The sequence below is a fragment of the Rhodococcus sp. NPDC003318 genome, from assembly GCF_042879035.1.
Lineage (GTDB): Bacteria > Actinomycetota > Actinomycetes > Mycobacteriales > Mycobacteriaceae > Rhodococcus_G.
Genome location: NZ_JBIAOU010000006.1, coordinates 175,700 through 188,308, shown reverse-complemented (window position 1 = coordinate 188,308; position 12,609 = coordinate 175,700). Strand labels below are relative to the sequence as shown.

The 12,609-nt window shown below is 68.4% G+C and carries 11 protein-coding genes; 8 read left to right on the top strand and 3 right to left on the bottom strand.

Annotation, left to right across the window (positions count from 1 at the left end; all coding sequences use genetic code 11):
• Positions 1-111: 111 nt before the first annotated feature.
• Positions 112-735, top strand: a complete 624-nt coding sequence (locus ACFYVR_RS13020) for a 50S ribosomal protein L25/general stress protein Ctc (protein WP_387473491.1) — start codon at positions 112-114, stop codon at positions 733-735.
• 93 nt (positions 736-828) lie between these two features.
• The gene (pth, locus tag ACFYVR_RS13015) at positions 829-1,407 is read left to right on the top strand and encodes an aminoacyl-tRNA hydrolase (RefSeq protein WP_387473489.1); all 579 of its coding nucleotides are present in this window, start codon (positions 829-831) and stop codon (positions 1,405-1,407) included.
• Positions 1,408-1,429: 22 nt separating this feature from the next.
• Here the strand turns inward: pth and ACFYVR_RS13010 are convergent, their stop codons facing one another.
• Positions 1,430-3,085 (bottom strand): class I adenylate-forming enzyme family protein, encoded by a 1,656-nt coding sequence (locus tag ACFYVR_RS13010; RefSeq protein ID WP_387473486.1) that lies wholly within the window; start codon positions 3,083-3,085, stop codon positions 1,430-1,432.
• A gap of 89 nt (positions 3,086-3,174) precedes the next feature.
• On the opposite strand from ACFYVR_RS13010, the gene ACFYVR_RS13005 reads away from it, so the two are divergent.
• A complete protein-coding gene (locus ACFYVR_RS13005) occupies positions 3,175-4,017 on the top strand; it encodes a TetR family transcriptional regulator (protein WP_387473483.1) in 843 nt (280 codons plus the stop codon).
• 146 nt (positions 4,018-4,163) lie between these two features.
• Entirely contained in the window at positions 4,164-5,876 is a 1,713-nt protein-coding gene (locus ACFYVR_RS13000; RefSeq protein ID WP_387473480.1) for a class I adenylate-forming enzyme family protein, read from the top strand.
• A 50-nt stretch (positions 5,877-5,926) separates the two neighbouring features.
• Here ACFYVR_RS13000 and ACFYVR_RS12995 read toward each other — a convergent pair whose 3' ends face one another.
• Together ACFYVR_RS12995 and ACFYVR_RS12990 are read right to left on the bottom strand one after the other, a co-directional pair.
• Positions 5,927-7,036 carry an acyl-CoA dehydrogenase family protein gene (locus ACFYVR_RS12995; protein WP_387473478.1) on the bottom strand — a complete coding sequence of 370 codons (1,110 nt, stop codon included), beginning with the start codon at positions 7,034-7,036 and terminating at the stop codon, positions 5,927-5,929.
• Positions 7,033-8,355: an LLM class flavin-dependent oxidoreductase gene (locus ACFYVR_RS12990; protein WP_387473476.1), complete on the bottom strand. Its 1,323-nt coding sequence runs from the start codon at positions 8,353-8,355 to the stop codon at positions 7,033-7,035. Before ACFYVR_RS12990 ends, ACFYVR_RS12995 begins: the two co-directional genes overlap by 4 nt.
• Before the next feature lie 261 nt (positions 8,356-8,616).
• Between ACFYVR_RS12990 and ACFYVR_RS12985 the strand changes: the two genes are divergently transcribed.
• The 4 genes from ACFYVR_RS12985 to ACFYVR_RS12970 all read left to right on the top strand — a co-directional run bounded on the left by ACFYVR_RS12985 (position 8,617) and on the right by ACFYVR_RS12970 (position 12,605).
• Positions 8,617-9,735, top strand: coding sequence for an ABC transporter substrate-binding protein (locus ACFYVR_RS12985; protein ID WP_387473474.1), 1,119 nt, complete (start codon positions 8,617-8,619; stop codon positions 9,733-9,735).
• Positions 9,736-9,846: 111 nt separating this feature from the next.
• Complete coding sequence (locus ACFYVR_RS12980) at positions 9,847-10,713, top strand: ABC transporter ATP-binding protein (protein ID WP_387473471.1); 867 nt, start codon at positions 9,847-9,849, stop codon at positions 10,711-10,713.
• Complete coding sequence (locus ACFYVR_RS12975) at positions 10,697-11,548, top strand: ABC transporter permease (protein WP_387473469.1); 852 nt, start codon at positions 10,697-10,699, stop codon at positions 11,546-11,548. The genes ACFYVR_RS12980 and ACFYVR_RS12975 overlap by 17 nt, the downstream gene beginning before the upstream one ends.
• 124 nt (positions 11,549-11,672) lie before the next feature.
• Positions 11,673-12,605, top strand: coding sequence for a MetQ/NlpA family ABC transporter substrate-binding protein (locus ACFYVR_RS12970; protein WP_387473467.1), 933 nt, complete (start codon positions 11,673-11,675; stop codon positions 12,603-12,605).
• Positions 12,606-12,609: the final 4 nt, after the last annotated feature.

Below are 12,609 nucleotides of genomic sequence, written 5' to 3'. Positions count from 1 at the left end.
CTTCGAGCAAGTGCTCCGGGGCCGTGCGCGTCTGTCGCCCCCCGTTCGTAGGCGACACCCGAGTAGCGAGACCCCAGCAATTACTGATGTGAGCCGTAGGAGCCGTTTCCCATGTCGACCGACGTCAACAACCTCAAGGCCGCCGTCCGCACCGAGTTCGGCAAGGGTGCCGCCCGCCGCGCCCGCCGCGACGGCAACGTTCCCGCCGTCCTGTACGGCCACGGCACCGAGCCGCAGCACCTGAGCGTGAACGCCCGCGAATTCGCCGCGATCCTGCGCGCGCACGGCACCAACGCCGTCGTCACCCTGGACATCGAGGGCACCGAGCAGCTCGCGCTGACCAAGTCGGTCGTCGTCCACCCGATCCGCCGCCACATCGAGCACGCCGACCTGCTCGTCGTGCAGAAGGGCGAGAAGGTCACCGTCGAGGTGCCCGTCGTCGTCACCGGCGATGCCGCCTCCGGCACCCTGGTCACCCAGGACACCACCGTCATCGCGCTCGAGGCCGACGCGCTGAACATCCCCGAGCAGATCGAGGTCTCCGTCGAGGGCCTCGAGGCCGGCACCCAGATCCTCGCGGGCGCGGTCGAGCTGCCCGCCGGCGCCACCCTCGCGGGCGACGCGGAGGCGCTGGTCGTCAACGTCGTCGTCGCTCCGACCGCCGAGGCGCTCGAGTCCGAGGGCTCCGGCGAGGAGGGCGCTGCGGCTCCCGCCGAGGCCGAGGCCGAGGCCTGATCTCGCTCCCGCAACACATCAGTTGACGTCGACGACGCGTCGCCCACTTCGGGCGGCGCGTCGTCGCGTTTCCCTCCAGGACAGGACAGTGCGTTGAGCGACTCCACCGACACCGCCCTCGTCGTCGGACTGGGCAACCCCGGTCCGCAGTACGAGAAGACCCGGCACAACATCGGATTCATGGTGGTCGAGACCCTCGCGGACCGCGAACGAGCACGGCTGAGCGTGCACAAGAAATCCGGGGCCGAGGCCGTCACCGTCCGGATCGCCGGGCGGCAGGTGATCCTCGCCAAACCGCGGTCGTACATGAACCTGTCCGGCAAACCCGTCGCCGCACTCGCCCGCTTCTTCTCCGTCGAACCCGCGAACATCGTTGTCGTACACGACGAACTCGACCTCGACTTCGGCACGCTCCGTCTCAAACTCGGCGGCGGCGAGGGCGGGCACAACGGTCTGCGGTCGATCTCGCAGGCCCTCGGCACCAAGGACTACCTGCGCACCCGGGTCGGCATCGGCCGCCCGCCCGGCCGCATGGACCCCGCCGACTACGTGCTCAAGCCCTTCTCCTCCGTCGAACGCAAGGAACTGGACCTGATCCGCGAAGAGGCCGCGGACGCCGTCGAGTTGGTGCTGCGCGTCGGGCTCGAAGCCGCACAGAACCAACTGCACTGATCGCTGCAGGAAGGCCTGCCACTCATCCACGCAGCTTGCGCCGCAAGAGCTTCCCGGTCGCGGACCGGGGCAGCGAGCCCACCAGCTCGACCTCGCGCGGGTACTTGTACGCCGCCATTCGGTCGCGGCAGTACTCGACGAGCTCGGCCTCGCTGACCGCGCCACCGGACCGCAGGACGACGTAGGCCTTCGCGGACTCGCCCCGGTAGTCGTCGAGGATTCCGACGACCGCCGCCTCCGCGACGTCGGGATGCGCCGCGAGCACCGACTCGACCTCGTGCGGCCAGATCTTGTAGCCGGATGCGTTGATGACGTCAGTGCTCCGGTCCACGACGTAGAACCAGCCGTCGGCGTCCATGAAACCGATGTCGCCGGTGCGCAACTCGCCGCCGGTGAGCGCGGCCGCGGTCGCCTCCGGATCGTCCCAGTAGGAACCGATCACCTGAGGGCCGCTGGTGACGAGCTCGCCGATCTCACCGACGGGCAGATCGTGACCGTCGTCGTCGACGACCCGGACCACGGTGCTCGACACCGGCACCCCGACCGACAGCACCCCCGTCTCCGCGTCGACCGGCGACCGCAACTCGGGCGGCACGATGTGTGTCGGTGACGTCGACTCGGTCTGCCCGTAGATGTTGTGGATGTAACCGCCGAGCGCGACCTCGAGCCGGTCCACGACAGCGGGATCGACCGGTGCACCACCGGAGTAGCGCAACCGGAGAGGCGCCATCTCGGACGCGGTGATGTCGGACTCGTCGGCGAGCCCGATGTACGCGGTGATCGCGGCGACCGAGAACGCCGGACGGCGCTCCCGGATCGCGTCGGCGATCACACCCGGATGGATTCGATGGGTCAGCACCACGGGCGATCTCAGCAGCATCGCCAGCGTGACGGCGCCGACCAGGCCGGTCACGTGGAAGATCGGCGCCAGCGCGAGGACCGCTTCTCCCGGGCGCACTCCGGTCCAGTCGCGATACGTCTGGGTGTTGAAGGTCAGGTTCGCGTGACTGATCCGCGCGCCCTTCGGAAACCCCGTCGTTCCCGACGTGCCGAGCAGCGCGGCGACGTCGCCGGGCCCGACCGGGCGCCGCCGCGGCGCCGGACCGTCGTATCCGGCGATCAGCGCCGCGAGGTCGATCGTGTCGGGCGGACGGATCCGGTCGGTGCCGGCGAACAACCGGATGTCGTCGCGTGACTGGCCGTCCAGAGCGGATGCCGTCACCACGACGGGGACGGCGACGTCCGGATCCGCCGCCAGGACCGGACACACCACCTCGACGTACAACTCGGGCAGCGACAGCAGCGCCGCGGGCCGATAGCGGCGCAGGAACCGGTCGAACTCGTCGGCCTTGCTCATCGGACTGATCGCGGTCGGCACACCGCCGACCTTCCAGGTGGCGACCAGCCCGATCACGAAGGCCGGATCGTTCTGGAGGTACAGCGCACACCGGTCCCCGGGCCGGAACCCCCGCGCCACCAGCAGCGCGGCGAGCGCGTCCGATGCCCGATCCAGCTCCGCCCAGGTCGTCGTCGTGTCGAAGTAGTGCACCGCGGGGCCGTCCGGGACCGCCGCGACCGCGGCGTCGAACATGTCCATCGCGGTACCGAACTCGACGCGCAGGTTCGCCGGCCGGTCGCCGTAATGCGCGAGCCACGGCCGGTCGTCGTACGCGCTCACCCGACCCTCACTTCGTCACGCTCCTGTTCGGCCGACGTCGTCGCCGGCTGCAGTCCACGGCCGGCCCGGTCGGCGCTACCGTGTTCAGTATGGCCGAACAGAACCTCACCGGAGCCGCGGTGCGTCGGGCACGAGCGCAGTCCGGCTTGACGCTGCGGGCCCTGGCGGCCGGGATCGGCGTGAGTGTCGGGACGATGAGCGCGATCGAGAACGGAAAGGTGGCACTGACCATCGACCGGCTTCACGAGATCGCCCGGTACCTCGACGTCCCGGTCTCCCACCTGCTGCGCCCGCACCACGACCGGATGCCTACCGAAGCCCCGGCCGGACCGACCGACACGAGCTGGCGTCACTTCGCCGACCTCGACCTCGACCCCGCGCTCGAGGCGGCGGTCCAGGTCTTCACCGACCTCGGCTATCACGGCGCCACGATGCGCCTGGTGGCGCATGCCGCCGACAGCAGCGTGGCCGGCATCTACCACTATCACCGCAGCAAGCAGCAGCTTCTCGCCACGTTGATGACGCGAACCATGGACGACATGGAGTGGCGGGTCGCGGCCGCCGACGCCGAAGGCGGGTCGCCTGCCGAGCGGTTCGCGCTCATGGTCGAGGCGATCGCCCTGTGCCACACGGTCCGCCGGGACCTCGCGTTCATCACGGCCACCGAGATGCGGAGCCTCGAGGACCCCGACCGGAGCACCATCGCCGAGGCACGTCGACGCCTGCAGAAGCGGCTCGACGACGCGGCGGTCGCGGCCGCGGCCGACGGCTCCTTCACGACACCGGACCCGCGCAGCACGGCCCGGGCAGTGGCGACGATGTGCATGGCCCTGCCGTACTGGTTCTCCCCCACCGGACCGACGACTCCGGCCGAGGTCGCGCGCGACTACGCCGGCCACGCGCTGTCGATGATGCAGGTTCAGGCTCGCTGAACCGGGAAAGACACTGCCCGACAGAGGCTTTCGCTGCGCTTCACCACTTGACCGTCGCCGTGATTCGTGTGACCCTGGCCTCACTGAACCGGCCGAACGTTCGATCGAAGGGTTCATGACCGGAAACCCGAGCCAGAGAGACGCAGATGACCACGACCCCCGAACTCACCGACTCCCCGTCCGACAGCGGCAGTGATCGAGTGAACTACGTCGACCGGCCGTGGCTCGCCCGCTATCCGGAGGACAGCCCCACCGACATCGAGGTCGAGCACACGACCGCACTCGACGTCTTCGACACGGCGGTGTCGTCCGATCCCGACAGCCCGTTCCTGCACTACTTCGACACCACGTCGACTTTCGCCGAGGTGGACCGGGCCGCGAATGCACTCGCCTCGGCACTCGTCGCGGACGGTTTCACCGCGGGAGATCGACTGGCCGTGTACGTCCAGAACAATCCCGCGTACGTGATCGGCATCGTCGCGGCCTGGAAGGCAGGCGGGGTCGCGGTCGCGATCAACCCGATGAACCGGCAGCGCGAACTGACGTACATGTTGACCGACTCCGGGGCGACGGCTCTGCTCACCCTCGACGATCTCTACGCCGACGTCGCGAAGGAGGTGATCGGACCCGGAACCACATCGGTGCGGACGGTGTTCACGACGTCCGCGCTCGACTTCCAGACCAGGAACGACCCGCGGCTGTTCGGCGCGACCGGACGGCGTCGCGACGAGGGCACCCGCGACCTCGTCACGATCATCGAGTCGTACGACGGCACCCCCCTACCCGCACCGGCTCTGGGCGCAGACGACGTCGCCGTGCTCACCTACACCTCGGGAACGACCGGAGAACCCAAGGGCGCCATGAACACCCACGCCAATCTGGCGTTCAACGCGCAGACCTACCGGGACTGGACCGGGCTCGCACCCGGAGAGGGTGTGCTCGGGATCGCGCCCCTGTTCCACATCACCGGTCTCGTCGGGCACGTGATGGTGGCCATGCTGGCGCGGTCGCCGCTGGTGCTCACCCACCGCTTCGCGCCGGACGTGACGCTCGACGCGATCCGCGAGTGGAAGCCGGTGTTCACCGTCGCGGCGATCACCGCGTACAACGCGCTGTCCTCCGCACCCGGTGCCACACCCGAGGACTTCCGGAGCCTGCGTGTGCTCTACTCGGGGGGCGCCCCCATCGCGCCCGCCATGGCGGATCGTCTGGAGAAGGTGCTCGGCGCCTACATCCACAACATCTACGGCCTCACCGAGACGTCGTCACCCTCCCACGGCGTCCCGTTCGGTGTCCGCGCCCCCGTGGACCCGACGTCGGGTGCCCTGTCGGTGGGCGTCCCGGTGTTCAACACCGTCGTGCGTGTCGTCGGCGAGGACGGTCGGGACGTCCCGGTCGGCGAGATCGGCGAGTTCGTCACCTCGGGACCCCAGGTGGTGAGCGGGTACTGGAACAAGCCCGACCAGACCACAGAGTCGATCCCCGGCGGCGAACTCCGGACCGGTGATGTCGGATTCATGGACTCCGACGGCTGGTTCTACGTCGTCGACCGCAAGAAGGACATGATCAACGCCGCGGGGTACAAGGTGTGGCCGCGTGAGGTGGAGGACGTGCTCTACTCGCATCCCGCGGTGCGGGAGGCCGCGGTCGTCGGTGTGCCCGACGAGTACCGCGGCGAGACCGTCAAGGCGTACGTCTCACTGCAGAACGGGGCGGCGGTGGACGCGGACGAGCTCGTCGCGTACTGCAAGGAGCACATGGCCGCCTACAAGTACCCCCGGCAGGTGGAGTTCGTCGTCGACCTGCCGAAGACGGTCACCGGCAAGATCCTGCGACGGGAGCTGCGGGAGACACGTTGATCCCGTGCGCCGGTTGTGGTGGACGCCGAAGTTCCGGCGCCCACCCGGGGTCAGCGGACGTACTGCTCGAAATGTGCGGTACGCACCACCGGCGCGTTGCCGCGGACCTGGAAGAACTGCGCCGCCCTCGCCCGCACCTGCGCGATGTCGTCCCGGAGCAGACCGGCTCCACCCCGCGCGACGACGGCGGCGGTGGTCGCGCGGACCGCGATCTCGTTGAGCACCGCTCGCCACCGCGGATCCGGCAGCGGGGTCGAGACCACGGATTCGAGTTCGGCGGAGATCGCGTGCAGGGACGGATCGTCCGGGTACAGCGCAAGTGCGTCGTCGAGCGCCGCGCGGGCGAGCCCGTAGGCGCCCACCGGCGGGATCTTCGACGCCTCGGTGAGGTCGGCGTCGGGGTCGAGAACCTGGAGTCGGCGAATCTCGGGGCGCACCAGGCCGTCCCGGGCCTTCCACTCCGTCACCGACACCACCTCGGTGACGTACTCGTCGGGCAGGAAGAACCCGTCCAGGGTGAGCGAGGCGGTACGGGAACCGAACACCGCGGTCAGCGGGAGCACGGTACCGGTGACACCCGGTCGGTGCAGATCGCCGAGCCCGAAGACGTACTCCTCTCGGTCCTCGTCCACCGCGCCGAGCCAGATGATGTCGGTCAGACCCCACCCCGAGTGCCAGCCGATCTCCCCGTCGATTCGATATCCGCCGGGCACCCTGGTGGCGATCGTGCCGCGCTTGTGAGGCCAGGAACGGACGTGCCCCATGCCGGCGCCACCGATCAGCTCGCCCGACGCGAGCTTCGGCAGCACCGCCAGCGTCTCCGGTGTTCCTGCCTTGATCGCGGGAACGACCGGAGCCCCGTGCTGGGTGACGATGGTTGCGGTCGACGGGTCGGCACCGAACAACAGATCGTGCGCGGCACCGATGACGGCCTCGGGAACCTTGCGCCCGCCGTACTGCTCGGGCACGAACCAGCGGTGGTACCCGATCTCGCGCAGGGCCTCGATGTGCGACCGCGGCACGGCGGTGCGGTCGACTTCCACCGCACGCGGCGCGATCACCTCGTCGACGAGCCGGGCGAACTCGAGATACGCCGGATGGGTCCTGGGGTCCTGGGGGACGTCCGCGTCGAGAACGGAAGCGGATGCGGTCGTGGTCATGAGATCTCCTCGGTGACAGTCGGTGCGAGTCGCTCGGCGAGGCCGTAGTGACCGCGCAGAGTCGTCGCGTCGTACTCGCGGCGGAACAGGCCACGCCGCTGCAGGATCGGGACGACGTGGTCGACGAAGTCCTCCAGGCCGTCCGGATAGGCGTCGGCCATGAGGTTGAACCCGTCGGCGGCACCCCCGCGGTACCACTCCTCCATCGCGTCGGCGACCTGCTCGGGGGTGCCGGTGATCTTCCAGTGCCCGGCCGGACCCTCGGCAACGAGTTCCCGGACGGTCCGGTGCCGGTTCGCCTCCAGGTGGATGCGGGCAGAGCGGTCGAACCCCACCGAGAAGTAGGTGTCCCCGATGTCCCGGAGTTCGTGGAGCGGGAACGGCTTGTCGAGGTCGAGCACCGCCGGGTCGACGCCGATCCATCCGGCGAAGGCCGCCAATCGGTCCGCCTCCGGGACGAGTTCGTTGAGGTCGTCGCGGCGCCGCGTCGCCTCGGCCTCCGTGGAGCCGAGCGTGAAGACCAGGCCGGGGAGCACCGCGAGCGACTCGGGTGCTCGGCCGCGTTGCACCACAGCTTTTTTCAGATTCGTGTAGTACTCCCGCGCCGCCTCCGCGGTGACCTGGGAGGTGAACACGGCGTCCGCGTACCCGGCGGCGAGGTCGAGCCCACCCGACGACCCGCCGGCCTGCACGATGAGGGGACGCCCCTGCGGCGAGGGCGGCACCTGCAGCGGACCTGTGACCGAGAAATACTGGCCTACATGGTCGATCGGGTGGACGCGGGACTGGTCGACCTGGACGCCCGCGTCCCGGTCCGCGACGAGCGCACCCGGTTCCCAACTCCCCCACAGCCGGGTGACCACGTCGACCGACTCCGCCGCGCGGGCATAGCGTTCCTCGCGGGAAGGAAGGTCCGGGAAGCCGTAGTTGCGGCCGGCCGGTGGATTGCGGGTGGTGACCACGTTCCAGCCGGTCCGTCCGCCGGACAGGTGCTCGAGCGAGGCGAACGCCCGGGCGATCGTGTAGGGGTGGTGGAAGGTCGTCGACACCGACGCGATCAACCCGATGCGCGTGGTCGCCTGGGCCATCGCTGCCACCGTGATCAGAGGATCGAGGGCGGCCCCCGGCAGCGGCCCGGCGTGGAGGTAGGACTGGTCGGCGAGGAACACCGCGTCGAGCAGGCCCCGTTCGGCGATCCTGGCGTTGCGGACGTAGTGACCGGGGTCGTGGAACGCCCGGGCGCTCTCCTGCGAGCGGCGCCATGCACCGCGGTGCACGCCCGCGGTGGTGATGTTGACATTCAGGTGCATTGGACTCATCGATCGACACCGTAATCGCGCCGGCCGCGACAATTCACAATTGTCGTCTACGCGATTCTTGCTCCACCGTTAAGCAGCCCTTCAGGCAGGTGGCTCCATTCACGATGAATTTATTCGTAGGCGAAAAGTACTGCGGGACATACGGTTCTCTATCGAGCGGAGTGTTCCGCGGCTGCGACCGGCCGACGGGAAGCCGACACATCACACCCCCGAGAGAGGAAATGCCGTGAGCGGCAGAACAATGCACGGGAAGGCGCGCTCATGAAGGTCTTCCGCAGCAAGCGACTGACGAGGAGGCTGTCCGCGTGGTCGGCCCTGCTCGTCGCGGCGCCCCTGGTACTCGCCGGATGCAGCAGCAACGGCGGCGGCGACGACGGAGTGGTCACCTTCCGCTTCGCCAACTCCCCCACCGCGCTGTCCCTGGTCCGGATCGCGGACGAGCTGGGGTACTGGGACAACGCCGGTGTCCGCCCGGAATACGTCGGCCCCGCCACGGCCGTGCCCGCCGTCCAGCTGCTCGACCAGGGCGCCATCGACATCGCCACGGGCATGTTCAACGGCGACATCGACGGCAAGGTCAAGGGATTCAAATTCACCGCGATCGCCTCGAGCATGCTGGACCTGCCCGAAGAGCCGCACATGGCCTACTTCACCAAGGCCGGCTCGGACATCACCAAGGACAACCTGAAGGCGATCGAGGGCAAGACGATCGGGCTCAACGGCACGAACAGCTGCACCGATCTGGTGATCAAGCGGTACCTGCAGAACAACGGTGTCGACCTGAGCAAGGTCAACTTCCTGCAGCTCAAGCCCGAGCTCGTCGCGCCGGCGATCGAGCGGGGTGAGGTGGACCTCGGGGTCTTCCACCCGCCGCTGGTCGGTGTCCTGCTCAGCCAGCCGGACAAGTTCACCGAGGCCTTCACCTCGTTCGACGACTGGGGTCCGCTGGGCGGCCAGGCGCCGTACGTGGCGAGCAACGCGTGGCTGCAGAAGTACCCCGAGGCGGCACGGGAGTTCGTCGGCATCATCGCGAAGACCGCGAACTGGGCCAACGCCCATCCGAAGGAATCCGCGGAGATCGCCGGTAAGACGACGGGCTACCCGGTGGAGCAGACCACCAACTGGCACTACGCACCGAACGCGCTCCTGGACAAGGCGAGCCTCCAGTTGTGGTGGGACCTCGTCGATCAGGTCGGTCAACCGCTGGAGGGCTCGGAGAACCTGAAGCCGGAGGACATCGCGACCAACGCGTTCAACCCGTACGCGAAGTCCGCCGACCTCCTCGAGTCCCAGGAGGACAACACCACGATCATCGCCGACGAACAGAACGACGGGATCTTCAAGACGCACCTGGTGGACATCGAGGGCGCCGAAGAGTGATCCGACGCGCGGCAACGACCGAGCGCGTCATGTGAGTAGCACAGCCCGCCGGGCTCCGGCCGCAGCCCGAGCCCGGCGGCCTTCCGCACCCCCACACGAAAGTCAATCGACATGAGTCAGCAATTGCTCGTTGAGCAGCGCGAACAGTACGAGGCGCCGATCGATGCCCGGCCCGCCCCGGACTGGCAGATCGAGGCCCGCCACGTCACCAAGCTCTACCCCAGGCCCGGATCGAAGAGCGGCAAGGACACCACCGCGGTCCTCGACGGTTTCGACCTGCAGATCAGGAAGGGCGAGTTCCTCTCGCTGCTCGGCCCCAGTGGCTGCGGCAAGTCGACGTTCCTGAACATCCTGGCCGGCCTGGAGACCTACAACGGCGGCGCGGTCCTCGTGGACGGCAAGCGTGTCGACGGCGTCGACAAGAACGTCGGTGTCGTCTTCCAGGGCTACGCCCTGTTCCCCTGGCTCACCGCCCAGAAGAACGTCGAGGTGGGCCTCAAGATCCGTGGAGTTCCGAAGGCGGAGCGCAGGGAACGCGCCGCCGAGGTGCTCCGGAAGGTCGGTCTCGAGTCCGCTGCGCATCGGCTGCCCCATCAGCTGTCGGGTGGGATGCGCCAGCGTGTCGCGATCGCCCGGGTCCTCGCCTACGAGCCCGAGATCCTGGTCTTCGACGAACCCTTCGCGGCGCTGGACGCGCAGACGCGCGAGTTCCTGCAGGGCGAACTGCTCCGCATCTGGGAGTCCGGCGAGACGAAGAAGACCATCCTCTTCGTCACCCACTCGATCGACGAGGCCATCTTCCTGTCCGACCGGATCGCGGTCATGACGAAAGCTCCCGGCAAGGTCAAAACACTGTTCGACGTCGACCTGCCGCGTCCCCGCGACAGCGAGGCGCGCAGCTCGGAGGACTTCGTCCACATCCGTTCGCGCGTCGCGCGGATCCTCGAGGAGGAGGTGCGCATTGGCAACGCTCGTTGAGGACGTGGCACGCGCCGCGGACCGGCCGGACGAGGACCTCACACCGCCCAAGGTGCGCAACCCCTGGCTGGCGAAGTACGACGGGCTCGTCTACGGCACCATCGGACTGGTCACGTTCTTCGTCGTCTGGTGGTACGTCGTCGCGTTCGGGTTCGTCAGTGACCTGTACCTGTCGACGCCGCAGGACACGTTCGTGGCCTTCGTCGACGGCCTCGCGGACGGCAGCCTGCGGTCCGAGATCTGGCCGAGTGTGCAACGCGGCCTGATCGGGTTCGCGATCGCGCTCGTCGTCGGCATCACGCTCGGCATCGTGGTCGGCACCGTCCCGGTGTTCCAGAAGCTGGCCGAGCCGGTGCTGCTGTTCTTCCGCAATCTCTCCCTGCTGGCCCTGCTCCCGGTCTTCGTGGTGTTCCTGGGCATCGGCGAGGAGTCGAAGATCGCCATCGTGGTCTGGGCCTGCTTCTGGCCGATCTTCATCACCACGGTGGGCGCGGTCGGCGGTGTCGAACGCCTCCTGTTGAACGCGGCGCGCACACTCGGCGCCGGGCGGGCGTACATCTTCACCCGGGTCGTCCTGCCGGCGGCGATTCCGAACATCTTCCCCGGCATCCGCCTCGCCGCGTCGAACACGTTCACGGCACTGGTTGCCGCGGAGCTGGTCGGCGGCGCACACGGTGTGGGCATCTACATCAACAACGCCGCGCTGCGGTACCAGACCGCTCAGATGTACGCGGGCATCCTCGCACTCGGCCTGATCGGCATCCTCACCAACGCCGCGATGACCGCCGTCGAGTGGCGCCTGACTGCCTGGCAGCGCGGCCTGACGAACAAGTGACCTGTCCCCCGAATCCGGGCGACTCCGTTGAGGGGCGGAGTCGATCCCGGCGAACCGGCACCCGGGAGCTCGACTGAGTTCCCGGGTGCCGGCTCGATTCGTCTCTTCAGTGGAGTGAGATCAGATGCCAAGCCCATTTCGACGTCGCATCGTCGCGACCGTCGCGTTCACCCTCGCGACCGCGGTGGCCCTGTCCGCCTGCGGCTCCGACACGAAGGTGAGCTACGAACCCGCCGACCAGGGCGACGACGCACTGGTCGTCTACGTCGACGACGGCGCCGACCGCGAGATCCTCGAGAACGCGGTCGAGAACATCCTGGCGGACTCGGTGAAGGTGGAATTCGCCACGGCCGACGAGGATTCCAACAAGAAGGTCTCGGACGGGGAGGGCGACCTCGCCTACTACCAGCACCTTCCCGCGTTCGAAGCCGACGTCGACGAGAACTCCTACGACAACCTGAGCGTCGTGTCCGAGGTCAACGTCGTTCCCTACGGCCTGTATTCGTCGAGGTTCACGAATCTCGACGAGACGAACGACTGGGTCAACGTCGGTCTCGTCGCGGACCAGGTCACCGGCCGGAGCCTTCCGCACGGTGCGAAGGTGGTCCTGCCGACGACGCCCACGGGCTTCGCGCGCGGGCTCTACCTGTTGCAGAGCGCGAATCTGGTGACCCTGGACCGTCCGTTCGGTGGCACCACAGAACAGGACCTGACCATCACGCAGGCCAACGTGCTCGACTCCCAGCGGCACCTGTCGCTGCTGAATCTCAGTTACGACGACTACCTCCGGTCCATCTACGACAGCTACGACGCGGTGGTCCTCAGCCCCAAGGACGCGGCCTCGATCGGTTTGGATCCGGCGAAGGACGCCCTCGCGATCGAGCCGGGACCGGACAACCCGTACGCACACGTTCTGGTCGCCCCGTCACGGCTGGCGGGCGACCAGCGGGTGCTCGAACTCGCTCGCGCCCTGGAAAGCCCCGAGACGGCCCGGTTCCTGCAGTCGAAGTACCCCGGCACCAACATCGCCGTCGCGGCGGCCGCGCAGAGCCGATGAGGCG